24 protein-coding genes and 3 pseudogenes are annotated in these 25,540 nt (G+C 44.5%); 24 read left to right on the top strand and 3 right to left on the bottom strand.

Features of this window, described 5'->3' with window-relative positions; genetic code table 11:
* The first annotated feature begins 69 nt into the window (after positions 1–69).
* The 4 genes and pseudogenes from DESYODRAFT_RS17385 to DESYODRAFT_RS27465 form a co-directional block, all read left to right on the top strand.
* Positions 70–474 (top strand): VOC family protein, encoded by a 405-nt coding sequence (locus DESYODRAFT_RS17385; RefSeq protein ID WP_007785078.1) that lies wholly within the window; start codon positions 70–72, stop codon positions 472–474.
* A gap of 323 nt (positions 475–797) precedes the next feature.
* A complete protein-coding gene (locus tag DESYODRAFT_RS17380) occupies positions 798–1,475 on the top strand; it encodes a response regulator transcription factor (protein ID WP_007785076.1) in 678 nt (225 codons plus the stop codon).
* Positions 1,472–2,548 carry a sensor histidine kinase gene (locus tag DESYODRAFT_RS17375; RefSeq protein ID WP_007785075.1) on the top strand — a complete coding sequence of 359 codons (1,077 nt, stop codon included), beginning with the start codon at positions 1,472–1,474 and terminating at the stop codon, positions 2,546–2,548. Before DESYODRAFT_RS17380 ends, DESYODRAFT_RS17375 begins: the two co-directional genes overlap by 4 nt.
* 44 nt (positions 2,549–2,592) lie before the next feature.
* Positions 2,593–2,706: pseudogene (locus DESYODRAFT_RS27465) on the top strand (DUF4256 domain-containing protein); the annotation flags it as partial.
* Positions 2,707–2,760: 54 nt separating this feature from the next.
* Here DESYODRAFT_RS27465 and DESYODRAFT_RS17370 read toward each other — a convergent pair.
* Positions 2,761–4,182, bottom strand: coding sequence for an MDR family MFS transporter (locus DESYODRAFT_RS17370; protein ID WP_007785073.1), 1,422 nt, complete (start codon positions 4,180–4,182; stop codon positions 2,761–2,763).
* Positions 4,183–4,362: 180 nt separating this feature from the next.
* On the opposite strand from DESYODRAFT_RS17370, the gene DESYODRAFT_RS17365 reads away from it, so the two are divergent.
* The 5 genes and pseudogenes from DESYODRAFT_RS17365 to DESYODRAFT_RS17350 all read left to right on the top strand — a co-directional run bounded on the left by DESYODRAFT_RS17365 (position 4,363) and on the right by DESYODRAFT_RS17350 (position 7,521).
* Complete coding sequence (locus DESYODRAFT_RS17365) at positions 4,363–5,118, top strand: MerR family transcriptional regulator (protein WP_007785071.1); 756 nt, start codon at positions 4,363–4,365, stop codon at positions 5,116–5,118.
* Between the two features lie 41 nt (positions 5,119–5,159).
* Positions 5,160–5,273: pseudogene (locus DESYODRAFT_RS29295) on the top strand (CtkA family protein); the annotation flags it as partial.
* Positions 5,274–5,301: 28 nt separating this feature from the next.
* Positions 5,302–5,607, top strand: coding sequence for a type II toxin-antitoxin system RelB/DinJ family antitoxin (locus tag DESYODRAFT_RS17360; protein WP_007785070.1), 306 nt, complete (start codon positions 5,302–5,304; stop codon positions 5,605–5,607).
* Positions 5,608–5,755: 148 nt separating this feature from the next.
* Complete coding sequence (locus tag DESYODRAFT_RS17355) at positions 5,756–6,700, top strand: ATP-binding cassette domain-containing protein (RefSeq protein ID WP_007785068.1); 945 nt, start codon at positions 5,756–5,758, stop codon at positions 6,698–6,700.
* Complete coding sequence (locus tag DESYODRAFT_RS17350) at positions 6,697–7,521, top strand: ABC transporter permease (RefSeq protein ID WP_007785066.1); 825 nt, start codon at positions 6,697–6,699, stop codon at positions 7,519–7,521. The genes DESYODRAFT_RS17355 and DESYODRAFT_RS17350 overlap by 4 nt, the downstream gene beginning before the upstream one ends.
* Before the next feature lie 122 nt (positions 7,522–7,643).
* Here the strand turns inward: DESYODRAFT_RS17350 and DESYODRAFT_RS17345 are convergent, their stop codons facing one another.
* Positions 7,644–9,095: a sigma-54 interaction domain-containing protein gene (locus DESYODRAFT_RS17345; protein WP_007785064.1), complete on the bottom strand. Its 1,452-nt coding sequence runs from the start codon at positions 9,093–9,095 to the stop codon at positions 7,644–7,646.
* A 392-nt stretch (positions 9,096–9,487) separates the two neighbouring features.
* On the opposite strand from DESYODRAFT_RS17345, the gene DESYODRAFT_RS17340 reads away from it, so the two are divergent.
* The 15 genes and pseudogenes from DESYODRAFT_RS17340 (at position 9,488) to DESYODRAFT_RS17270 (ending at position 24,574) form a co-directional block, all read left to right on the top strand.
* Entirely contained in the window at positions 9,488–10,126 is a 639-nt protein-coding gene (locus tag DESYODRAFT_RS17340) for a corrinoid protein (protein WP_007785062.1), read from the top strand.
* 32 nt (positions 10,127–10,158) lie between these two features.
* Positions 10,159–11,574, top strand: coding sequence for a trimethylamine methyltransferase family protein (locus DESYODRAFT_RS17335; RefSeq protein WP_007785061.1), 1,416 nt, complete (start codon positions 10,159–10,161; stop codon positions 11,572–11,574).
* A gap of 15 nt (positions 11,575–11,589) precedes the next feature.
* Positions 11,590–13,059 (top strand): annotated as a pseudogene (gene mttB / locus DESYODRAFT_RS29290) ([trimethylamine--corrinoid protein] Co-methyltransferase).
* Positions 13,060–13,251: 192 nt separating this feature from the next.
* A complete protein-coding gene (locus DESYODRAFT_RS27460) occupies positions 13,252–13,479 on the top strand; it encodes a hypothetical protein (protein ID WP_083842182.1) in 228 nt (75 codons plus the stop codon).
* A 117-nt stretch (positions 13,480–13,596) separates the two neighbouring features.
* On the top strand, positions 13,597–14,862 hold the full coding sequence (locus DESYODRAFT_RS17320) for an MFS transporter (protein WP_007785060.1): 1,266 nt from the start codon (positions 13,597–13,599) through the stop codon (positions 14,860–14,862).
* Between the two features lie 44 nt (positions 14,863–14,906).
* On the top strand, positions 14,907–15,536 hold the full coding sequence (locus DESYODRAFT_RS17315; RefSeq protein WP_007785059.1) for a corrinoid protein: 630 nt from the start codon (positions 14,907–14,909) through the stop codon (positions 15,534–15,536).
* Positions 15,537–15,584: 48 nt separating this feature from the next.
* Positions 15,585–16,382, top strand: coding sequence for a methyltetrahydrofolate cobalamin methyltransferase (locus DESYODRAFT_RS17310; protein WP_007785057.1), 798 nt, complete (start codon positions 15,585–15,587; stop codon positions 16,380–16,382).
* Positions 16,383–16,477: 95 nt separating this feature from the next.
* Entirely contained in the window at positions 16,478–16,720 is a 243-nt protein-coding gene (locus DESYODRAFT_RS17305; RefSeq protein WP_042338757.1) for a hypothetical protein, read from the top strand.
* 55 nt (positions 16,721–16,775) lie between these two features.
* Positions 16,776–18,251, top strand: coding sequence for a sodium-dependent transporter (locus tag DESYODRAFT_RS17300; RefSeq protein ID WP_345788224.1), 1,476 nt, complete (start codon positions 16,776–16,778; stop codon positions 18,249–18,251).
* A 67-nt stretch (positions 18,252–18,318) separates the two neighbouring features.
* Entirely contained in the window at positions 18,319–18,993 is a 675-nt protein-coding gene (locus DESYODRAFT_RS17295; RefSeq protein WP_007785054.1) for a vitamin B12 dependent-methionine synthase activation domain-containing protein, read from the top strand.
* A gap of 53 nt (positions 18,994–19,046) precedes the next feature.
* Complete coding sequence (locus DESYODRAFT_RS17290; protein ID WP_007785053.1) at positions 19,047–21,023, top strand: hydantoinase/oxoprolinase N-terminal domain-containing protein; 1,977 nt, start codon at positions 19,047–19,049, stop codon at positions 21,021–21,023.
* A 187-nt stretch (positions 21,024–21,210) separates the two neighbouring features.
* Positions 21,211–21,816, top strand: coding sequence for an SGNH/GDSL hydrolase family protein (locus tag DESYODRAFT_RS17285; RefSeq protein WP_007785051.1), 606 nt, complete (start codon positions 21,211–21,213; stop codon positions 21,814–21,816).
* Positions 21,817–21,827: 11 nt separating this feature from the next.
* The gene (locus DESYODRAFT_RS17280) at positions 21,828–23,216 is read left to right on the top strand and encodes an MBOAT family O-acyltransferase (protein ID WP_007785050.1); all 1,389 of its coding nucleotides are present in this window, start codon (positions 21,828–21,830) and stop codon (positions 23,214–23,216) included.
* Positions 23,217–23,230: 14 nt separating this feature from the next.
* The gene (locus DESYODRAFT_RS17275; RefSeq protein WP_007785048.1) at positions 23,231–23,518 is read left to right on the top strand and encodes a hypothetical protein; all 288 of its coding nucleotides are present in this window, start codon (positions 23,231–23,233) and stop codon (positions 23,516–23,518) included.
* 285 nt (positions 23,519–23,803) lie between these two features.
* The gene (locus DESYODRAFT_RS17270; protein WP_007785047.1) at positions 23,804–24,574 is read left to right on the top strand and encodes a type II toxin-antitoxin system Phd/YefM family antitoxin; all 771 of its coding nucleotides are present in this window, start codon (positions 23,804–23,806) and stop codon (positions 24,572–24,574) included.
* A gap of 110 nt (positions 24,575–24,684) precedes the next feature.
* On the opposite strand, the gene DESYODRAFT_RS17265 is transcribed toward DESYODRAFT_RS17270, so the two are convergent.
* The gene (locus DESYODRAFT_RS17265; protein WP_007785045.1) at positions 24,685–25,458 is read right to left on the bottom strand and encodes a YdcF family protein; all 774 of its coding nucleotides are present in this window, start codon (positions 25,456–25,458) and stop codon (positions 24,685–24,687) included.
* Positions 25,459–25,540 lie beyond the last annotated feature (82 nt).

Raw genomic sequence — 25,540 nt, 5'->3', positions numbered from 1 at the left:
GATGGAAACACTACCAAAGTCAGATTATATTTTTTTCCTGATGCAAAAATAAAAACAGGAGGATCTCATATGCTAGGTCATTATTTGATGTTCAACAGAAACTGTGTGGAAGCAATCAAGACCTATGAAAAAGCTTTTGACACCAAAACCATTGAAATTCAAAAGTACGGCGAAATGCCGCCGAATCCAGCCTTCACCATTCCCGACAGCGACAAAGATCTCGTTTTACATGCACGGCTGCAACTGGATGGTATGGAGATCATGTGTGCTGACAGCTCAGAGAGAAGCACGAGCGGCAATAACATGTATATTTCGATCACGACAAAGGATGCGGCTTTCGTTCAAAAGGCGTGGGACGTGCTTAAGCAGGACGGTGAAATCTATATGGAGCTTGCCCCATCATTTTTCGCAACTTTGCACGGCTCTTTGCGGGATAAGTTCGGTATTAATTGGATGTTTACCGCTATGAAATAAACGGTATATTCCTTCATTTCTAATACAGTATTGAATTTTAAGGAAGCAGCTATTATTTAGCGGTACCTGTGGCTACAGCTAATCCTAAATAGATAGTTGAGCCCTTTTCCGGTTTCATATTGAAATGTGGTATTGCTAATGACATTTTATTGACACCATCTCTAGACTCCGTCATAATCCTCACTTTCAAGTTTATAATGATAGGTCATCGTAGTCGGCGTAATCAGTGTGACCACGGTGACCTATTATAATGTATGTTGAAACGTAAATTGTTTAATCTCCGTTTACATTGGCATAGTACAATTTAGCATAGGTGATGAAAAATGAGTAAAATTATGATTGTGGACGACGACCCGAACATCCGTGAGCTTGTGCTCGCCCTGCTTCAAAACAACGGCTTTGAAGCCTGCGAAGCGGCAGACGGGCGCGACGCGCTGCAAAAAATGACAGACGATCATCCTGATCTGGTGATCATCGACATTATGATGCCGAATATGGACGGCTTTGAGCTCTGTCGTCATTTGCGGCGTTATTACGAAAACCTGCCGGTCTTAATGCTGACGGCTAAAGGGGAACTTAAGAGCAAGGTGAGAGGCTTCGGACTTGGCGCTGACGATTATCTGACCAAGCCTTTTGAAGGCGACGAGCTGATCGTCCGTATCCAGGCGCTGCTGCGGCGTTATAAAATTGAGGCTTCCCAGGTGATTCAGATCGGCAATGTCCTGATCGACAGGAACAGCTACAGCATCACGCTGTGCGGCGGGCGCGAGGATATTCCGATGAAGGAATTTGAACTGCTCTTTAAGCTGGCGGGTTTTCCCGGCAAAACTTTTTCGCGCAACCAGTTGATTGAGGATATATGGGGTGTTGGCTTTGAGGGAAACGAACGGACGCTGGACGTCCATGTGAACAGGCTGCGCGACCGTTTTCCGGAGGAACAGGCCGGTTTTAAAATTACAACCGTCCGCGGACTTGGTTACAGGCTGGAGGTGATTGGGTGAAACCGGGCGAACGGCCTCATACCGTGATTGTATTGTTCGCGGCGATCCTTGCTTTTGGCTGCTTTTTTGCCGCAGGGTACGGTATTATGTCTGTAATTTACCGGCGGACCGGTACTCCCCCGGAATTCTGGGCGCATATTTTTTCCAGCCTTATGGGGATGCTTTTAATCCTATGTGCTGCCATGATCTCCAGATTAATCGCAAGCAGGTATCCAAGAGGTATCCGGCATCATCAAAGCATGCACAGTCAATTGCTGAACGCCATGACCCGAATTGCGAAAGGGGATTTCGATGTCTTTATTGATACGCAGGATGATTTTTTTCATGATGATTTTGCAAAGGGAATCAATAAAATCGCCCAAGAACTTGGCTCGATGGAACAGCTGCGGCAGGATTTTATATCCAATGTATCCCACGAGATCCAGTCGCCCCTGACTTCCATCAGCGGATTTGCCGCATTATTAAAAAACGATGCTCTGACAGCCGACCGGAGGAATCATTATCTCGGCATTATTGAAACCGAAAGCAAACGGCTGTCCGCTTTAAGCGACAATCTGCTGAAGCTGTCGGCGTTGGAGACCGGCGGCGAGCCGTTAGCCTGCAAAGAATACAGGCTCGACAAACAGCTGGAAGAAGTTGCCCTGATGCTGGAACCGCAATGGGGCACCAAGCATATCGCAATGGAGGCGGACTTAGAAAAACTAACGATCCAAGGGGATGAGGGGCTGCTGTCCCAGGTTTGGGTGAATCTGCTCCATAATGCCGTAAAATTCACGCCGGAGGGTGGCGTGATCCGTGTTAGTTTAAAATCAGATCAAACCAATGTGTGCTGCCGGATCACCGATACCGGTATCGGCATCGCGCCGGAAGATCAGATCCATATATTTGAGCGCTTTTATAAAGTGGATAAATCCCGCGACAGGGCTCTTGGCGGCAACGGGCTCGGACTTTCCTTGGCCAAGAAAATCGTGGAATTGCATGACGGTCATATTACCCCGCAAAGCGAGATCGGTAAAGGCACAACCTTTACGGTTACCTTGCCGCGATACGGTATTATTTTTGAGAACGCTTAAAGATCTTTTTAGGGAATCACCAGCAGCTCAAATGAGGCGATTAAAAACTCGGCGGAGCCATCTTTGCTGACCGTCGTTACGGCCATGTATTCGTCTATCATAACAGTGCCCCCTCGTTCTATAGCAGCAGGGCATTTCGGGGTTGCTTGAGGGTATGAGCCGAACAGGACTATTACTTTAGCTTTGGTAGGCAAACATTTTATTTGAATATATTATTTCTTAGATTTCTTGTTAGTTAAGAACAAAGCTGGAATGAGCAATACTAAGCTAAGGACTAAAGCTAACATGAAACCATCGTGGTAAGCAGTGGTCATGAGGGGAATCGTTGGTACTTTACCTTGGATTGAAAGGCTAACAACCGTTGCAAGCACTGCTGAACCAAACGCACCACCAACATTTTGCATGAGACGAGTCCCGACACTGGCTTGCGCAATTTCTTGTTTGACCATACCAGTGTATGCATCAGTCATCATTGGAATGGTGACACCACCGATACCTATACCGCGAACAAACAAGGCAACACTCACAACAATGAGTGAAGATGCCTCATTGAAGAAGACAAATGGAATCGTGCCAACGATGGCTAATGTCAAACTTACTAAGACAACATTACGCGCACCCAATTTATCAGTTAGCCTACCAATCAATGGACGGGCAACTAACATACCGATACCTTGTGGAATCAAGATCAATCCAGCGCTCAAAACTGAGAAGCCCTTAATGTTTTGGAAAAACAAAGGTAATAACAACATTGGACCGTTGGTGGCTATCCCTGCAAGGAACAAGCCAATCATGACGGCGCTGAAATTTTTCGACTTAAACAAGTGTAATGGAAGAATTGCTTGTTCCTTTTTGATAGCTGCGTAAATCATGTAGATGGCCAAAATTGCGACCCCGGCAACAATATAACCAATAGTTGTGCTGTTGTTAAATGTAGCATTTTTCGCTGCTTTAGTAATCCCATAAATCAAGGCGGCTGAACTGGCACCTAATAAAATGATACCAATGAAGTCGAATTTGGCTTTAATGTTAGCTGGCGTGAAGTTAGGCAGCTTCAAAATCATCAAAGCGATGGCAAGAATACCAATTGGAATGTTGACAAAGAAAATGTAACGCCATGATAAGAATTGGACAATCACAGCCCCAATAACCGGACCAAGGATTGGACCTAAGATTGTTGGAATACCAATGGTCGACATCAGACGTCCCATTCGCTCTCTTCCGGCGACTTCAACACACAAAGTAGTCACCAATGTCATAATAAAGCCGGCACTGAAACCTTGAACAATCCGGAAAATAATCAATGAATTGATACTCCAACTAAATCCCGAAGCAATCGAAGCAGCTAAGAATAATATATTGGCGCCAATCATTAACCATTTGCCGTTGAAACGTTGAACCATCCAACCAGCAAGGGGCACTGAAATTGCCATGGCTAACACATAACCTGTAATGACCCATTGAATTAAGTCAAGTCCGATATTGAAATCATGACTCAAGTGCTTGATGGCAATGTTAACCATTGTGGAATCAAGTAGTGGCATAACTGCTCCAAGCACTAAAATCCAAGCAATGTTCATGATGCTCTTTGGAATCGGCTCCAGTTCTGGAGCTTTTTCATTCTTACTCATCATAAATAAATCCTCCTCATTATGTGCAGCGTTCGTGTCCATCGTTTTTCATTTTATAAAGCGCCGCATTTCGTTTACAATAAAAGCATAAACTATAACGCTACGTTCGAGTAAAGGATTTTTTGAAAAATATTTAAAAATAGTTTATCGACCTATTGAAAAGATAAAAAGAAGGGATGAAACTTGAAAAGTGTAAATGAAGTGAGCAAACTCTCCGGCGTAAGCCGCCGCACCTTGCAATATTATGATGAAATCGGCTTATTGCCGCCCAGCGCGGTAAAAAAATCGGGCTACCGCCAATATGACGACGAGAGCTTGCGCCGATTGTGGAGCATTTTATTTTATAAAGAGCTTGGCATTCCCCTTGACGACATTCGGTTGCTGCTTGAAAATCCAAAGGAAATGGAAAAAGAGATCATGCGGCAGCATAAACAAATTCTCTTGGAAAAACAATCTGGATTACAAAAAATGATACTGTCAGTTGACCGAATATTGAATGACGATTTTGATATTTCAATGCTAAGAGATTTTGATAAAAATAGAATTGAAACAATGAAGAAAACATATGCAAACGAAATCCGAGCGTTAATGGAAAGCAATTTTTTTCTGCCGGTAGTGAAAAGCGGCATATTCCCGAGCGGTGTATCCAGTGTTAAAAACGCCGCAAATATAATGAACTTGGATTTTGGCAAGCTTATTGCTCTTAGCGGGGAGGTCATACAAAAGTTTTGCGAGGCCATGCAGGATGGCCCGGACAGCTTAGCGGCAAAAGAAGCGGTTGCTTCTTATAAAGAATTTATAAATAGTTGGATTCCATGCGACGATAAAGCTTTCCGCAAAATCGGACAGGCGTATTTGAGGTATAAAGAAGATTTGGATAAAAAGACACCGGGACTTGCGGAATTTGTATATGAAGCTATTTTGCATGTCTACCAGTAACCAAACATTCTTGGAAATATTCATTCCAGAGGCATTGATGCTATATGCTTAAATTCCCGCCCGTCCCAAGCCGTAATAAAACCATGAGTTACACCAACGGATGTATCAGTGAATACCTTGCCTGCCATATCTTTGCATCCCTCGGACTCAAAACCCTATAATAATTCTATTGGAGGGATTACTGTGGCGAAAATAACGAATATTTATGTCAGGCTTGAGCCTGGCCTTAAAGAAGAGGCCGAAGCTATTCTGGCACAATTAGGTATCCCGGTATCAAATGCGGTGAATATTTTTTTAAAACAGGTAGTTATGCAGCGAGGTTTACCGTTTGATGTAAAGCTGCCGGAGGCAAAAATCCCAAGTATAGCAAATATGAGTAAAGAAGAATTAAATGCGGAAATAGAAAAAGGATACGCTGATTTCATACAAGGTAATGTTAGGCCTGCATCAGAAGTTTTCGCAGATATTCGCAAGAATTACGGGATATGAAGTACAAAATACTATTCACAAAACAAATGGAAAACGACTTGAAGGCAATCAGTGGTTGGCGTTTACATTGTGTTTAACTTCCATTTAACCTCCGTTTAAATTGCAGCGTTAAACTAATTCTGCAGTAAACAAACAGGAGGTTATTATTATGCCGATCATTCAGGTGGAAGAACTGATAAAACAATATGACAAAGCCCAAACTCCCTCCGTCAAGGGTGTGAGTTTTGCAGTGAACGAAGGAGAATTTTTTGCTTTCCTCGGCCCCAACGGAGCCGGCAAAACCACCACCATCTCCATACTGACCACTACGCTGGCCAAAACTTCCGGTATGGTCACGATCGCGGGTTATGACATTGAGAAGGAGGCAAAACAGGTGCGGGAGAAGGTGGGGATTATCTTCCAGCAGCCCAGCCTCGACTTGCAGCTCTCGGCGGAAGAAAATATCCGTTTTCATGCCTGCTTGTACGGGATGTTCAGCTACCGCCCGACCTTTCGCCTTATGTCCGCGGACTATAAAAACCGGGTCATGGAGCTTGCTGAGATTGTCGGTATCCAGGATGTCCTATTCAAGCCGGTCAAAAAAATGTCGGGCGGCATGCAGCGCAAGCTGGAGATTATCCGCAGCCTGATGCACATGCCGTCCGTTTTGTTTCTGGACGAACCGACCCAGGGACTGGACGCTGTGAGCCGCAGAAGCCTGTGGGAATACATTAATAATGTCCGCAAAGAACACGGCACAACGGTGTTTTTGACCACCCACTATATCGACGAGGCCGAGCATGTGGACAAGGTATGCATTATCAATCAGGGGCGGATTGCCAGCTGCTGCCCGCCGGAAGAAATGAAAAAAAACCTGCTGGGCCAGGAACTTATCCTGGATGCCGAAGACCGGGAGGGCCTGACGAGCGAACTTTCGGAGCTGGGATTGTTCCATAAAAAGGAGGCTCGTATCATCGTTCCTTATCAGGACAGAACGGCGCAGGAAATTATCGCCGGGCTTAAAACTAAACTGACGGTACTGGAAATCAATCAGCCGTCGCTGGAGGACGCTTATGTAGAATACCTGAACAAGACGGGAGGCGCGGCGGCATGAGTGAAATCGCATTGTCAACCGGAAAGGGAAAATCAAGAGTTTGGCGTGAAATCAACGCCGTTATCACCATAGCCCTAAGGGACATTACCATTTCCCTCCGGTCGCCCGCATCAATCATCATGAGCTTTGCCATGCCCCTGATCATGATGGGGATGCTGGGCGGCAGCTTATCCCAGAATATGGCGGGCGGGCTCGGTTTTGATTACAGCAAATTTATGCTGGTCGGCATGTTGGTCAATATGCTCTTTATGGTGACGACCATGGGGATGACGTCACTGGTTGAAGATCATACCACGGACTTTACCCAGGAGATGCTCGTATCTCCCGTCTCCCGCTATTCCATCGTGATCGGCAAAATTTTCGGTTCATCCTTTGGAGCGATTGTCAGTATGGCAGGCACATTAATTGTCGGGCTCATCATGGGAATTACCCTAAGTCCCGGGCAGCTCTTGATGATTCTCGCGCTGTCGCCGCTCATGTGTCTTTCGGGGGGCGCGCTGGCCATGATCATTATCGGGCTTGTCAAAAGCAACAAGACTGCCAATATTGCCATGATGCTTATCACCATGCCCCAGATGTTTCTTTCCGGGGCGATCATTCCAATCAACAACTCCAGCGGTGTTCTCTATGTCTTAAGCCATGCCATGCCGATGACATACTCTCTTGACCTGGCGCGGGCGGTGGTCTACGCCGGAACGCCGGAATACAGCAGCGTCGTATTGTTCAATCCGGCGGTGAACTTTATTGCCGTCGCCGCCTTAACGGTGATTTGTCTGATCGTTGGTACGTTTCTTTTTGCCCGCTCGGAAAAAAACAGGTAAAGCAACGTGCATCACCATACACAAAACAAAGTATTATCCCGTTAGTGTATCGAAGCTAGCGGGATAATACTTTGTTTCTTAATAGGCGGGGGATTTAATCCCTATGATTCGTTTTGAGGTTCTTAAGTAATATCAGGATTAGGGTGATAGATATTAATATTTAAACGCTTAATTCTATAAAAAAGATTCTGGCGGGAAACATTAAGGTGCTTTGCCGCCTTATTAATATTCCCATTATTCTTTTTAAGGCTTTGGATAACAATTTCTTTTTCATATTGAGTAAGCAGCATTTTTAAATCTGTATTATGGGTAATTTGAGGAATCATTTTATTGTTCTGTTTTTTTAAGTGTTGAGGGAGATACATTGCCGATAATTCAGTATCAGTCGCTTCGGCAAGATTCATGGCATGTTCAATGGTATGCCTGAATTCTCGAATATTACCCGGCCAGGAGTGGTTATGTAAAATATCTGAAGCTTCCAAAGATAATGTTCTGATGTTCTTACCCAATAATTTGTTGTATTGATCGATAAATGACATCAGCAGCAGGTCCAGATCGTTTTCACGTTCGCGAAGTGGGGGACATTCTAAAGTTACCGCGGCTAAGCGGTAAAAGAGATCACTTCGAAGCTGACCTTTTTCGATGGCTTCATCAGGACTAAGATTCATCGCACTGATTACTCGTGCTTTGAAAGGGGTTGCTTTATTACTGCCGGTTCGGCGAAAGGTTTGATCTTCTAAAACCCGTAAGATTTTTGCCTGGAGGGGGAGACTCATGGAGTTGATTTCATCCAGAAAAAGAGTTCCATTTCCGGCCTCTTCAAATAATCCCGATTTATCTTCTGCCCCGGTATAAGAACCTTTTGCCGTACCGAAGAAAATGCTTTCCAATAATGTTTCGGGTATAGCACTGCAGTTAATTGCCACAAAGGGATCGTTGGCTCTTATACTCTGATTGTGAATACTTTGGGCTATCATTTCCTTGCCTGTACCTGTTTCCCCGAGGATAAGCACCCGTGAATCCGAATATGAAATTTTACGTGCGGCTGCCCGCAGGGAGTTAATGGATCTGCTTTGCCCTAAAATATCGTCAAAAGTATAGCGGGTTCCGCTTTTCTTTTTACTTTTCACAGTTAGTAATTCCCGCTGCAGGTCAATTAATTTGCTGGAGAGTTCTTGAATTTTGGAATTATCTCGTGATATTGCGATAGAACCGATGGGCTCTTTATTTGAATTCCCCTCTGGAAACACTGGAAAAATATCCATCATGACATGAACATGTTTTCCATTGCGTGAAAAGTATTTCATATAGTAGTTTTTCTTAGGGACCTTTTCCCGAATGGAGGCTAACATCTGGCAATTCTGATCATTTAAGTCATATACTTCACGAATATCCCTGCCGACGATGAATTTTCGGTCGAAACCATCTATTTTTTCGAATCCGGTGGAAGAAATAATAATCGTTCCGGTCGTATCGATGATTTCTATATAGTCCTCTAAACTATTTAAGGCGTTTTTCAATAACTTATTTTCTTCCATTAGACTTTTAAGATCATGCTGATCAAAATTATTCACAGAAACGCCGCCTCCTTTCGCCCAGATAAAGAAATTTTCCACATCAAACGTCAAATTCCTTCTTTGTTAACTAATAATAAGTCAGAATAGATTGAGTATTCGTTGTGGTTGTTAAAAATTTTTTACATAATCAAGTTAGGTCTTAAACCATAAAGGAAGGCCAATCCATTATCTTTTTACAATGTTAAAAAATTTTTACAAGGCCAAATCAACCAGGGATTATGGCCTTTTTACTTAGAAGAATTTCTTTTTATTTCTACATGTTTCTACAAAAAATCTTATGATTCCAAACAATTTCGACTTAGTGTCTTCGGATAGTCAGATAGATCCTGGCATTAATCTTGCTTAATCTAAAGATAGGCCGCAGGGCATAAATGTAAGGAGGTTCAACCATGGAAACGGGAATTTTAGCCAGGATTTCTGAAGCAGTCGTAGAGGGAGATAATGTTCTGGTACAAGAGCTGACTCAACAGGCTGTCGGGGAGGGATTAGAGCCCTTAGTAATTATTAATGAAGGACTTACCCGGGGAATTCAAATCGTAGGTGACAATTTTGGGGCAGGGACGTTTTTCCTTCCTGATCTTCTCTTAGGGGCTAAGGCTATGGATGCGGGAATTAAGATCTTAGAACCCCTGCTTGATGGAGTCCAACAAGAGTCCAGCGGAAAAGTGCTGATTGGAACCGTGCAAGGGGATTTACATGAGATAGGTAAAAACATCGTTGGCATGATGCTTAAAACATCGGGCTTTGAGGTTGTTGATCTGGGAGTGGATGTCCCTTCAGCAATATTCATTGAGAAGGTCAAAGAACTCAAACCCAATATACTCGGTATTTCAGCCTTATTGACAACGACCGTAGACAAACAAAAAGAAATTATTGAGATTCTCCAAGAAGAAGGCTTAAGAAATCAAATTAAGGTCATCATTGGAGGTGCTCCTATCAATCAAGCGTGGGCAGATAAGATAGGGGCTGATGGATACGCGGAAGATGCGATTACCGCTGTTAAAGTCGCTAAAAGTCTGATCTGCTGATTTAATTGGTTTAGAGAAAGAGGGATAGAAAAATGCGTTCGGATTATTTTTCAGAAGAAGAACTGATTCAGGTCCATGAAGCAAGTCTGGAACTGTTAAAACGCACGGGGATTCATACAATCTCTGAGCGCTTCAAAAAAGTCCTTTTGGACAACGGATGCCAGGAAGAAAATGACCGGATTCTATTTACTCAGGACGTTATCGAGAAAGCGCTGAAGACGGTTCCAAAACAGTTCAAAATCTATGGAAGAGATCCCCGTTACGTCGTTGAGATGGGTTCGCGCCAAGCTTATGCCCAAACCTGTGTAGGAACCCCCTCCATTATGGATCTCGATACCGGGAAAAAACGGGATTGCCTGCTTAAAGACCTTGAAGACTTTTGCCGCCTGGCTGATGCTTTAGAGAATATTGATCTTATATCTCCCGTCTTCCCAAGAGATGTTCCCCAGGAAGGAATCGTAACCATAGAAACCATCACCATGCTTCGCAATTCGACAAAACCTTTAAGGATTTGTGCTGAGTCAAGCCATGAGATGAAATCGATTATTGAGGTTCTGGTTACAGCAGCAGGCGGGAAAGAAAAACTGCAGGAGCAGCCCCTGGCCTATATCGAGGTATCTTCCATCAGCCCGCTGGAATATGGATTGCATCCGGCAGAAGCCCTGGTGGATATTGTAGAAGCCGGGTTACCTTTAGGAGTTATTCCTTGCCCCATGATGGGCTCAACGGGGCCGATGACCTTAGTCGGCTGTGTCGCAATGCATAATGCGGAAATCCTGGCCGGAGTGGTTGCCAGTCAAATGATTCGGCCGGGACACCCAGTTATCATGTCTCCACGGGTGACCTTCATGGATATGCGGTCCGGACTCGGGTTATGGGCTATGCCTGAAATGGGTTTGGCTGCAGCGGCTTCAACTCAATTGGCAAGGCATTATGGAATACCCTCGACAGCTACCGGTTTTTCCGGAGCTTCTAAAATTGCCGATGGACAAAGTGGGTATGAGCATCTCTATAATGCTCTCATGCCGGCCCTCATTGGAACCGATATTCTGGCAGCTGCCGGGTCATTGGATAATTGTCTGACCTCGTGTTTCGCAATGCTGGTAATGGATAATGAATTATCGTCTGTGATAAAAAGAACCATTAAAAAGAACGAGATTACGGAAGAAAAACTAGCCGTAGCTGTTGTTGATGAAGTTATTCGAAGCAAAAGTAATTTCCTTGAACACAAACATACACGAAATGCTCTTAGAGCAGGAGAGTTATGGGTCCCGCCCCTTTGTGACAGACAGCCTTTTGAAAAATGGGAACTAAAGGGTGAGAAGGTTGAAGAGAAAGCAAAACGTATTGCTAAAGAACTGTTATCAACTCATCAAGTCGAACCCGTAAGCCAAGAGGTAAACGCTGAATTTGAGCGTATTATCGAACAAGTGTATAAACAAGCTTGATAAGGGGGGATACAGGTGAAGAGAAATTTGCGTGCGGGATTTCGACAGTACGGCGGATTTGGACTCAATGTGTTATCAGACGATGAACTCTATGCCATTCATTGTGCGACCCTTGATGTCTTATGGCATACCGGAGTCCGCATAACCAGCAAAGAAGCTCAGGATATTTTTGATGCCGGCGGTGCCATAGTTGAACGGAGTACCAACACGGTTCGGATTCCGCCCTATGTGGCTGAGGATGCTATTAAGTCGGCGCCAAGTACCGTATTATTAGCGGCCAGAAACCCAAAGAATGATTTTGTGATTGAGAGTAATCGAACCGGATTTACGAATTTCGGTGAAGGAATCAATATAATAGACCTCTTTACAAAAAAATACCGGCCGTCGAATAAGCAGGACGTCGCTGACACTGCACGTATGTGTGATGCCATGAGTGAGATTGATGTCTATGAGAGAGCGGTTTCAGCACAAGACGTTCCGCCCCTTGTAGCTCCCCTTCATGAGGCCCAGGTTGCCTTTAAAAATACCTCAAAGCACCTTTTCATGGGATGCGGCAACGGAAAGAACCTGCGGACACTGGTCAAAATGGGAGAAGCAGTGGTTGGAAAGGAAAACTTCAAAAAGCGCCCTATCTATAGCTCAATTGTGTGTCCTACAAGTCCGTTACAGTTAGTTCCCGAATGTTGTGAAGTCATTATTGAAAGTGCACGAGCCGGGATTACCTGCAACATTTTATCAATGGCCTTATCCGGCGGATCGTCACCCGTAACTTTGGCAGGAACCCTGATTACTCATAATGCGGAAGTTCTGAGCGGAATCATCCTTAGTCAATTGACTTGTAAAGGTTCACCCGTCATTTATGGCAGTTCGACGACCATCATGGATATGAAAAGCACTACGGCAGCTGTTGGAGCTCCGGAGCTGGGAATGATCAATGGCGCTGTGGCAAAACTTGCTCAATATTACTTGCTGCCCAGCTGGGTAGCCGGCGGATAGGCAGACAGCAAACTTCCTGATGGGCAGGCTGCTCATGAATCAACTCTGAGTGCTTTGCTTACCTCTTTATCCGGAGCAAATATTATCTATGGGCTCGGCATGCTTGAGTTAGGTATTACTTTTGATTATGCCAAGTTATTAATGGATAACGAAATGGTCCGGATGATTAAAAAAGCAGTTGGTGGAATTGATGTGAATGATGAAACTATGGCTGTGGATATTATCCAGTCGGTAGGTGCCGCTGGTGAATTCTTAACCCAGGAACATACATTCCGTCATTTCAAAACTGCACAATCTCAAAACAAGTTAATCGATCGCTCTATGAGACAATCCTGGCTGGACAAAGGTGCGAAGGACTTTACTGAGAGGGCTTATGAAGAAGCCCAGCATCTCTATAATACGTACCAACCCGATCCTCTAGCGAATGGAGTGGAAGCAGCGCTGGAAGAAATTGTAGCAAACGCCGAAGCAGACTATGGCTTAAAATAAGTCTCCAAAACAATCAGGCAGCAGGCAAAAGAGAAAAACCGGCTTCGCCATGCCTTAAACGCATACTCTCAAATGAGGCGAAGCCGTCGGCTGCCCTTATGCACCCCCAGACTTATACTTTCATCTCTGAAAAAACCCCAAAACATTCAAAGAATCTGTAGACCTCAAAGGAAGGCAGCTTATCCCACAGAAGTGAACTCATCGCATGGAGAGGCGATAAAAGCCCACAAGCCGGTGCGGGGAAACGGAGCCACGGGTTCACATCAGGTATTACCCAGAGGTTTGGCGGAGTCCCGCGCCGGCGAGTGGGTGAGCCTCGGAGTGCTGAGTGAACGGATGTGGGAGAAGCTGCCCGACCCGAGAGACCTATTTTCACTCATCAGTGGTGCCGCACAGCGGCATAGAATCTGCTATGCTTAAAAAACTTGCTTCAACCCTTAACAAATGACATCAGCGCTGACGGGTTCACCCCGGATGCTGCCTCGACAGTGGATCTTGTCAAGCAGGATCAAATGCCTAAAATTAGGGAGGATGTCTATGAACGCATTTAAAAAGTGGCTGGCCTTATTTGTTCTGTCCTTTGGGTATGCATCAATGTTTACTCTTCCGTATGCAAAATATGTGTTTTATGATCCAATGATGACAGCCTTGCAGTGTACGAACTTCGAGCTGGGTGCCATGGTCTCCGTCTATGTAACAATCGGTATTTTTACCTTCATTCCCGGAGGCTGGGTAGCGGACAGGTTTCCGGCCCGGACGACCATCTCTGTTTCTTTGGTAGCGCAGGGACTCCTAACGACCTGGTTCGGTATAAATATGACGATGAAAGTAGGCTGGATCGTCTGGGTTGCGTTTGCTTTTACCAATTGTTTTGCATATTGGGCAGCAGCATTAAAGGGTGTCAGGCTCTTAGGCGATAAGAATGACCAGGGAAAAATGTATGGCTTCTTTGAAGCCGGGTATGGCCTGTCCACAGTGGTCATTAGTTTTATTGCTTTGGGAATCTTCGGACGATATATGGATCCCGTAGCCGGCTTCAGAATGGTTGTTTTCATCTATTCGGGCTTTAGTATCTTAGCGGGTATTCTAACCTGGTTATTATATGAAGAATATATGGTAGAAACCAATGAAGACAAACCGGTTGTTGGTCTGAAAGACGTGATCTTTGTCTTAAAACAGCCCATCGTTTGGTTAATCGCTCTTGTTATTATGACTACCTATGGCTTATATGTCGGGCAAACCTATCTGACCCCGTATTTAACTGCCGTTGTGGGAATTACAGTTACTTTCTCCGGGGCACTGGCGATTATCAGAACCTACGGAGTAAAACTGCTGGGCGGCCCGGTCGGCGGGTTCATTGCTGACAAATGGAAATCACCCTGCAGAGTCTTAACCATAGGTTATATTTTTATTATTGTCATGTTATTCATCTTTCTCAATTTACCCGCAAAACCTTCTTTAGGTGTAGTAATCGTCCTGATGCTATTGGTAGCATTTGTCGGTGCCGGGATGAAGGGTATTATGTGGTCCACTGTTGAGGAGTCCAAAGTTCCGCGATATTACACCGGTTTGGCCATCGGCACAGCCTCCATCATCGGCTATTTAGCGGACATCGTTTTAGGACCTTTATTTGGTTATTGGTTAGATACTTACGGCAATAACGGCTACAATTTCATGTTTGCCTTCCTGATTGCTATTTCCGTTGTTGGTCTGGCGGCTGCCTTGGGAATTCTAAAATTAAAAAAGACAGCGTTTTCAAATATTACTGCGAACGTTACTACGAATGTCGATACTAAAATGTAACTATGTGAGCGGAGAATTAAACTAATTTATAGGGGGAAGAAACCATGGCAAATTTTGAGTCCCTGGCCCAAAATGTTGTTGCGGGAAAAGAGGCACAAGTTAAGGAACAGGTACAAGAATTTATTAAGGCTGGCACGGAACCTTTGGATATTATCAACCAAGGATTAATTGCCGGAATGAATATCGTTGGTCCGCGCTTTAAAGCGGGAGACATGTTTGTTCCGGAAGTATTAATGTCTGCTAAAGCAATGGCGTCAGGCATTGCCCTTGTAAAACCTCTCATGACGGATACTGATCTGCCTGCTATGGGTACGATTGTGCTGGGGACAGTAAAAGGCGACCTTCATGATATCGGTAAGAACTTAGTGGGCATGCTCTTGGAAAGCGGCGGTTTTAAGGTTGTAAATTTAGGAATTGACATTGCTCCTGAAGGATTTGTTCAAGCGGTTAAAGAACATAAAGCCGATATCGTAGCGATGTCAGCCCTGCTCACCACAACCATGACGGGAATGAAGGATACGATCGAACTCATGAAAGAAGAAGGATTAAACGTCAAATGCATTGTTGGCGGTGCTCCTATCTCTAAAGATTATGCAAACCAAATAGGTGCCGATGGATTTGCACCGGATGCCGCCTCGGCTGTGGACCTTTGCAAGGAATTACTTAGTGCGTAAAACTTACCGCAAAAACTAATAGGATGCATAATTGTGAGGAGGAAAATTATGTTAATTGTTGGAGAACTCATTAATGCAAGCCGTAAGGCTATCGGAGAAGCTATACGCGTTCAAGATGCTGAGGCTGTTAAAAAAGTCGCTATCGACCAACACGAAGCCGGAGCACATTTCATTGATGTCAATGCCGGTATTTTTGTAGGTAAAGAATCGGAATACCTTCAGTGGCTCGTCCAAACGGTCCAAGAAGCTACGGATGCTCCCTGTTGCTTAGATAGTCCGGACCCGGCGGCGATTCAAGCCGCGCTTTCTGTGCACAAAGGCACAGCAATGATTAACTCCATTTCGTTAGAAAAAGCTCGCTACGATGTGTTGCTTCCTGTTATCGCAGGAACTGATCTTAAAGTTATTGCCCTTTGTATGAGTGATGAGGGAATGCCTGAAACGGCGGATCAGCGGCTTAAGATTGCAGACCGCCTTATTAACGGATTAGTGCAAAACAATGTTCCCATCGGCAATATCTACGTTGATCCCCTAGTTCAGCCCGTTGCCACTAACAAAGATTTCGGAATTGAATTCCTCAATGCCATTGAAGCAATTTCTACTCAATTTAAAGGGGTCCATACCATGTGTGGATTATCGAACATCTCTTATGGATTGCCCAATCGTAAATTTATTAACCAGGCCTTTGCTATTATGGCTGTTGCCAAGGGCCTCGATGGACTGATTATTAATCCTTTGGATAAGCGAATGATGGCCAGCCTTATTACTGCGGAAACTTTGAACGGCCGGGATGATTATTGTATGAGCTATCTAAAGGCCCATCGTGCGGGATTAATGGAATTCTAGACCTCAATCTAAAATTGAAAAAACCACCAAAGAAATCGAGCGGTTCTTTGGTGGTTTAGTATTGCTTCCTTAAAATTTTTGAATGGGGTGATTCGATGTCCGGCAGTGCGTGGTTTTGGTTGCTCGTCGTAATTCTTGTCTTATGGGTAGTACCTATTGCTCTATTTCTTTACCAACCAAAACGGGACCCCGTTGGTCAAGAGGAATGGCAAGGCGTTCCCTATGAGCATTTAAAATTTGGAAAGCGGAAAGAAATCTTAAGCATTGCTTCAGTCTGTGTATTGACCAGCTGGGTTATTTGGTTCTGTGTCAAGGCAGGACTATTGGCTTGGAAATAATTCGAAACTTGCTTTCATTACTTTCTGTACTATCTGCAGGATATGAAAGGGGGGGATTACCATAGACAATAAACATGAGCGGGAGGCATTTACTTCCCGCATTGGCGGCCTAATGGTGGTAATCATGACCAGTCTGGGATTAGGAAACATCTGGCGTTTTCCCTATCTCTGCGCTGAATACGGAGGCGCTGCCTTTGTTGTCGTTTATCTGCTGGCTATTGTATTTGTGGTTAACATTGGAAATCAGTGTGAAATCTGTATGGGTAAATTTTCCCGGCGGGGAGTTATTGGTGCCTTCACCGCCATTGGCCGGCGCCGGATCTGGCGGATTTGCGGTATTATTATCCTATGCCTGAATGTAGTTGTGCTCGTTTATTACAATGTCATCATATCCTGGGTTGTCCGCTATTTCTTCACCAGTTTTTCCGGAGCAGTTTGGCAGGCGGCCTCACCCCAGGCTTTTTTCGATGTGTTTATTGATTCACCCCAGGTTATTTTTTGGGCCGTTTTGGTAAATGCCATTGCCTTCGGAGTATGCTGGTTTGGTATTGTCAACGGAGTTGAAAAGGCGGCTAAAGTCATGGGACCCGTCTTATTTTTAGTTATTCTGGCCCTGGTAATGAAGACCTTAACTCTGCCAGGTGTCGGGAAAGGCCTGGAATATTATCTGGTTCCGGATTGGAGCTATTTGTTCAGATATGATACCTGGATGCAGGCCATTGGCCAGGCACTTTGGTCGGGCTGTTTTGGCTGGGGGATAATGACCGCTATGGGCAGTTATATGAAGAAAGGCGAAGATACTTTTTCGACAATAACCCAGGCCGGTTTATTGGATGGAGCCATCTCATGGCTGGTCGGACTGGCAATTATTCCTGCCACTGTGGTTTTCAATGTGCCTTTGAATTCGGGCAGCAGTCTTTCCTTTTTGGTTCTGCCGGAGATGTTTAAGACTATGGCCTATGGACAAATCTATATGGTTTTGTTTTACGGCGCATTAGCCTTGTCGGGGCTGGGAGCGGCTATCGGTTGCCTGGAAGCCATCCTCACCCCCTTGATTGAAGAGTGGGGATTCAGCCGTAAGCAGGTGATTTCAGCAGTTTTTGTCTTATGGAATTTGGCAGCCATCCCTTCCTGTCTGAGCAAGAATACACTGGATTGGCTTGATCAGACGATAGGTACTTATGGCATTGACCTTGGCGGATTATTTATCTTAATCTTTGTAGGTTGGGCCTGGGGAGCTGATAGGGTCAGAAGGAATGTCTTGAATTATGGAGCGGTGATTCCGGTTGGCCGGTGGTGGAATGTCCTGGTTAAGTATATTGCTCCGGGATTTATAGTTTTTGCTTCCTATGGCTTTTTTAAAGCATGGCTCTTGCCTTCGGTACCGGCTTCTATTGCCTGGACCTTTATTATAGGAATTGCTGTCCTTAATCTGGTCATCATTTATTCGGCAATTAAATATCCTGTTCCGCAAGATATTGATGATGTGTCTCTTAAAACACCATTACCCTCTGATAAACTTAAGGTATAATGTAAGAAATGTAAGGCTGTCATTAACGGGTTACTTAATATCCCAAGCGGAAAGGAGTCTGTATGAAATGGAACCTGTAATCCTTCATCTTCCTTTTGAACTCTCAGAGGAAGAATTAATGGAAAAGCTTCGCTTAAAGGAAGGTCATCCCTATCGGAATCGGGTCCTGGAATTAGCAGAAGAAGCAAGAAAGATTGCTGCACCTAAGGTGATTTATAAGCATGCCTATGTGGATTCAAATGATGAACATAAGGTTATTATCGATGGAATAACCTTCAAAAGCCGGATTTTAAGTGTTAACCTGGAAGCTATTCATCGGGTCTTTCCCTTTGTGGTAACTAGTGGTGTGGAATTAGAAGCATGGGGAAAGGGAATTACAGATATGTTTGAAAACTTCTGTGCTGATACAATCCAGGAAATAATTCTTGAATCGGCTTCAGAAAATTTCAAGGGCATCCTTGATCAGGAATGCGGATTAGCGTCAGCTTCGAATATGAATCCCGGTTCGTTGCCCGATTGGCCCATCACCGAGCAAAAACCTCTTTTCCAATTGCTCGGTCAAGTTAAAGAACAAATCGGTGTGGAACTCACAGAAAGTTTTCTTTTGCTGCCGGTGAAATCCATTTCCGGGATTCGTTTTCCTAAGGAAGGAACCTTTGAAAATTGCCAGCTCTGTCCACGGGAAAAATGCCCCGGGCGAAAATCCCCTTATAACCCGGAGCTTAAGGCAAAGTATCAGTAAGATTTTTTGTACTGTCAGAAAGCATAAGGGCAACTTTAATTGGAGGGATTAAATTGGGGTGGATTTTAGGGATAGATACTGGCGGAACATATACCGATGGAGTTATTATCGATCCGGCTTCAAAGGAAATTATAGCTAAATCAAAAGCTCTTACAACACGTGAGGACTTAACCATTGGAATTCGCAACTGTCTGGCTAATTTAGGCGCAGCTGCCCTGAAGACATTGTCAATGGTTTCTCTTTCAACAACTCTTGCTACGAATACAATTGTTGAAGGCCGCGGTTGTGAAGTTGGACTAATCCAGGTTGGCAGCAAACCTGACGGAATTCTGCCGACTGAGCACGTCATCCTGACTCCCGGCGGACATGATATTAAGGGATGGCCCCTGGAGGATTTGGACCTGGACTTATTGCGGGAGCAGCTTCTTTCCTTTGAGGGTAAGGTTGAAGCCGTTGCGGTTTCCGGATATCTTAGTATACGTAACCCCGAACATGAACTTCAAGTTCGGGCACTCGTCCAAGAAGTGCTTCAAATACCTGTTGTGTGTGCCCATGAATTGACCACAACCCTAGGTCTATATGAGCGTACTGTGACCGCGGTACTAAATGCCCGGCTTCTCCCGGTCATCGCAGAACTTATTCAATCCGTTAAAAAGGTTCTTGCCGAATATGAGATAAACGCTCCCGTGATGATTGTTAAAGGGGATGGCAGTTTAATGGGTGAACAAGTGGCTCGGGAGAAACCCATCGAAACAATTCTGTCGGGTCCGGCTTCAAGTATTATTGGAGGCACATATCTTACGCCTGCGGATAATGCTTTAATCGTTGACATAGGGGGAACAACGACCGATATCGCCCTTGTCGAGGAAGGTATTCCGCGTTTAACCCTAGAGGGGGCCGTCGTAGGCGGGTGGTTCACTCGTGTCCATTCCGCAGAAATAAATACTTATGGACTAGGCGGGGATAGCCAGATTCAGATGACTAAAGACCGGAAGCTTCTCGTGGGACCCCGGCGTGCCATTCCTCTTTGCTATGTGGCTACCCAATATCCTTATCTGGAAAGGGAGCTCCTTCAATATGCATCAAAAATAGAAAACACTTCAATAATTCAGTCCGTCGATTGCTTTTTAGCGTTTCCTTGTCAAAACCGTGAAACGCTGTCTCCTTCAGAGCTTAAATTGCTTGACTTACTGGAAGCGGGTCCCCATTCTTTCTACTACTTAGCTGAGAAAATGGAAATAGACCCCTTTCTTTTCAGTACGGAGTCCTACCTTAAGAAACTTATAAATCTCGGGCTGATTGCCCGTGTCACTCTGACACCTACAGACATCCTCCATGTACGCGGAACGTTTACAGCTTGGAATGATAAAACTGCAAGGCTGGGATGCGAGCTTTTAGCTCGAAAAATGGGGAAATCTTTAGACGATTTTTTGGAGGAAGCCTCTGAAAAGATCATTGATAATCTTTGTTTTACAATAATCCAAAGTCTCCAAATGTATGAAGGCAACAGCAGCAATCCTCTGAACAATGAACAGGTTATGTATTATTTAAATAAGGCCCTTCATCCTAAAGAGAATGGTTTGCTTCATTGCCGGCTTCATGCGGGTATGCCGATCATTGGAATTGGTGCTCCGGCACATGCCTGGTTACCCCAGGTCGCTGAGCGTTTAAATACGCCATTGCTTGTCCCCGAGCATGCTGAAGTAGCAAATGCCGTAGGAGCAGCCGTTGGAAAAATTGTTGTAAACGTTGAGTCAATGATTCGGCCGGAATCAAATTTTGGCGGGTTTGTGGTTTATTCTTCAAAAGGACACCAACATTTCGATGAATTTGAGGAAGCGGTTGATTATGCTGAAAATGAAGCCCGGAAGCAGGCTGCGCGAGAAGCAGAAAAAGCCGGAGCCAGTCACTTCGAGCTTATGGTAAAACGTGAAGACATCTGCGTTGATATCAATTATTCTCCGGATCATCCTCTTTTTATTGAATGCAAGATTAAAGCTACAGCAATCGGAACTTCGGCTTGGTCATAAATTATAGGTTCCAAACAAGTGAAATGGTATTCTTTTCCTAAATAATTATCCGCGAAACAGCCATGAATGTTACTTCATGGCTTTAATTTTGCAAAAACAAATATCCGAACTTTATCTCGTCTGCACCTGTTCTGCATCTTGCTGGGGTAATATCTGTGTATCCAAACAAGAAAAGGGGCATGTTTAGATGAAAAAATTAATGATGGGTTTCCTGATCGGCATTCTTTTGGTGGGTCTGACTGCCTGCGGGAATACAACCGCGGAAAAGGATGTAAAACTTAAGTTTGAAAACAGCGTATTTATGGGAGATTCCATTACCGGAGGTTTTACCGTTCATGAAATCCTGCCGGAAGAACGGGTAATCGCTGGGGCGGGAGCCACAGCTGGTTTTAGCTATGATGACCTTGGTGCTTTGGCTGCCAAGAAACCGGATAAGGTCTTTATCATGTTGGGATCAGATGACATGCTCATGCCTGTGGATGATCCTCAGGAATTATTCAGACATGATTTAACCAAACTGATTAACAAGATAAAGGAAGAGCTGCCTGGCTGTGAAATCTATCTTCAATCCATAACTCCTGTAACCCGGGAGGCCTTACAACGAGAACCCCGCTATGCAGGAATAGAGAAATATAACGAGCTTTTGCAGGAATTGGCGGGCAAATTATCCGTTCATTATGCAGACATTGGAGTATTGGCCAAGGAAAACCCTGCTTTATTTGCCGAAGATGGTGTTCATTTTAAGAAAGAATTTTACCGGCTGTGGCTGAAGAAACTCTCTGAATCATTTTAGCGGAGGGACCTATGGTTTTCAGCAGCCTGTTTTTTACTTTTGCTTTTTTGCCGGTCACAGTCATGCTCTATTATTGCTTAGGAAAGCAGTTGAGGAATATTGTCCTGCTTACGGCCAGCCTGTTTTTCTATGCCTGGGGAGAACCTGTTTATGTGTTATTGATGGGCGTTTCTATCATGATTAATTACTGTCTGGGCACTCTCTTAGGCAGGGATGCTGCCGGCAGACGGAACCGGCGGCTTCTTTTAAGCATAAGCCTGGTTTTTAATTTAGGCTGTCTCGCTTATTTTAAATACTTGGGCATGATCATCACTACCATAGCAGCCCTGGGCGGCTGGAATTTGCAGGCGGGAACACCAGACCTTCCCCTGGGAATTTCCTTTTACACTTTTCAGGCACTGGCTTATCTGATTGAGGTATACCGGGGAAACATAAAAGCGCAGAAAAGCCTGATTCTTTTTGCTCTTTATATTGCTATGTTCCCCCAGTTGGTGGCCGGGCCGATTGTCAACTATGCAGACATTGAATCCCAGTTAGCGGACCGGAGGATGACTTTCAGAAAGTTTTACACCGGGCTGAGGCGTTTCCTGTGCGGTCTGGCGAAAAAAGTGCTTCTTGCCAATAATATCGGCCTGCTCTGGTCCGAAGTCAAAGCCATGCCCGGGACAGAAATTTCAGTGCTCATGGCCTGGGCCGGGATTGTGGCCTTTACCTTGCAGATTTATTTCGATTTCAGCGGGTATTCGGATATGGCCATCGGCTTGGGAAAAATGTTTGGCTTCCGGTTCAAGAAAAACTTCCGCTATCCCTATAGTTCTCAAAGTATCTCGGAATTCTGGAGGCGGTGGCATATCTCCCTGGGTGCATGGTTCAAGGAATATGTCTATATACCTTTGGGCGGGAGCCGGGCCGGCAAGTGGAAACTGCTGAGGAACCTGTTCGGCGTCTGGTTCCTCACCGGGCTCTGGCATGGTGCCAGCTGGAATTTTGTTGTATGGGGGCTTTATTTCGGAACGTTAATCTATGCAGAAAAAGTGTTTTTGCAGAAAAGCATGGCACGCTGGACAAAGGCTCTCCGCCATATATACGTATTGCTGCTGGTTGTTATAGGCTGGGTGTTTTTTGAATTTGCCAATCTATGGGATGGGCTGAGTTTTTTAGGGATTATGTTTGGAGTGAGCGGGAACATGCTTATGGATCACCAAGGAATCGGGAAGTTGCAAGCTTATGCTCACTTATATGTTGTTTGTATCCTTGCCGCTTCACCATTATTCTTAAAGAGAATGGCCTGCTATAGTTACAGATTAGCAGTAAACTTGTACTATTGTGCAATTATCATTTTATCAACCGCCTATATGGTTGCTTCAACCTACAACCCCTTTATCTATTTTCGATTTTAACGGGGAGGATTGATATGGGAATCAATAACCAAAACTATTGGGCTGTTATCCGGAATGTCTGGGGTCTGTTGCCGTTTTTATTGATACTTGCTATGTTTATATTGCATCTGGCCCTGCCGGATAAAATCTTTTCCCAAGAGGAGCGGCGTTATTTAGCGCAATGGCCTGTTTTTCATATTGAGACAGTCTTCAATGGCAGTTATGAGGCTAAAGTTGAATCCTATTTTTCCGAGCAGTTCCCTTTGCGAAACCTTTGGGTCCATATTCAGGAAAGCTTTAATCAGATTTTATTTAATAGGTGATTTTTAGTACGTCGCTCTGAACATCCTTCGGATTAACAGGCCGTTTGCAGTACGATTTTAATCCGCATTCAGAGGGTTAAAGTGCTCCAATTCCATAATTCTACCTGGTATTGCTGTAAACGGTGCTGTTGTACCGGAAGAGGTCGCAAATTGGCTTGAGACAATTGGATACGAATTATAAGGTGTTCCCATTAGTCGCTTGGATTCCCATTCTGGCCATTGTGCTAAAAGAATTGCTAATCATCGTTCGATATAATATAATTATCGTACGGAGTGATTGGAATTATGAACGATATAAACCATAAAGAACATCAAAAACCGGACAATATAATTACAGCCACCGAGCTTAAAAGCAATCTCGGGACATATTTGGATTATGTCATCAATAATAATGAAGTGGTTATTACCAAAAACGGTAAAAAAGCAGTGAGGCTTACACCTTACATTACAGACAGCGATCGCTATTTTCTCATGAAGGAGAAGGCCTTGGAGTACCAGTACAGAGGCCAGATAGTTTCCTATGAGGAATTTAGGGAAATCTACGAAAAAAGCGATTTGCGCATGGAATTCATCAACGGTGAAATTGTGCTGTTAAGCTCGCCAAGCATTATCCATCAAGAAATCTCGGGAAACTTATATGTCGGATTCAAGGAGTATCTCAAAGGGAAAGGATGTAAGGTATTTTATGCCCCTTTCGATGTACATTTCCGGAAAGAAGGCTTCCCAGACCCTGATGTAATGCAGCCCGATCTGCTTGTTGCTTGTGATGTGGCTGAGACTACCGATGAAAAAGGCCGGTATATGGGCACGCCGGTTTTGGTTGTTGAGATCTTATCGCCAAGCACCAGGTCCAAAGATATGGTGGATAAGCTGAATACCTTTATGATTTCCGGGGTCAGTGAGTTTTGGATTGTCGATCCTGATCAGGAGATTATACTGGTTTATGGTTTTAAAGATCTGGATATTGATCATTTTAGGATCTACAGGAAGCAGGAAACAGTTCGGTCGTATTGGTTTCCTGATTTGGAAATTGCAGGGGCTATGGTTTTCCCTTAAATCCTTTTATTACAGCACCATCTATCCGGTTTTGACTGGATAGGTGGTGCTGTGTTTCATGGGATTGGGTTCGGTAATAATCACCAGAAGGTTTGTCCACTGGACACCTATTACCGATCAAAGATCAAAGACTTTACAACGGCAAAATACTCCCTTAAGTAAACATTTGGTCTTAAATACCAAGGAGTCGCTGAAGGAACGCCTACGGGATTCAGTCCATTGCGCTTGGCCAGAATCTTCGAACGAAACATATGGAAATCATTCGTGATGACCAGCACAGGCTCAGCAGGTTCATAACCTGGCTGTTGCCCAAGAAGCTCCCGCGAATAACGGAAATTTTCCATCGTGCTTGTCGCCCGTTCTTCCTTGATAATTCGTTCCTTGGCGATGCCCTGCTCAACCAGGTAGCGCTGCATAGCTTCGGCTTCTGTTATCCACTCTCCTGGTCCCTTCCCGCCAGAAACCACAACTCTCATATCCCGATTATCCTGCAGAATTTTCAAACCCCTATCAACCCGTTCCCAAAGAGTCCAAGAGAGTTTATCTCCATTTAGCCCCGCCCCAAGAATAATTAGGTAATCCACTTGATTGGGTACCGGGTCTTGGGTATTATACAGAAGCAAACTCTCAATAAGAAGAAACGAAGCAAGGAGAGTCAAGATACCCAAACGAACGAACCGGCGAAGCCATATAAAGCGATCTTTAAGAAAATGTCGCTTTAAATAGTTTCCTTTAAATCTCCACAAGAGCATGGCAGCGCCAAGGATACCAGGCAAAAGGGTTCCAAGATTGATACCTCCATTAAATCCAAGAACGAAAATCGTATCTAGAATTCCCACCCATCCCAATAGAACAAAAACTATCGAAGCTCGCTTGTTTTCCAATTCCCCAGCCTCCCTATAATATCGTTTAATTTCCTTTGTTTTTCTATATAACCGGTACTTTTTTGCACCTGCGATAACCTCA

Origin of the sequence: Desulfosporosinus youngiae DSM 17734, assembly GCF_000244895.1 — a bacterium.
GTDB classification, from domain to species: domain Bacteria; phylum Bacillota; class Desulfitobacteriia; order Desulfitobacteriales; family Desulfitobacteriaceae; genus Desulfosporosinus; species Desulfosporosinus youngiae.
This window is presented reverse-complemented; position numbering and strand designations above follow the sequence as displayed.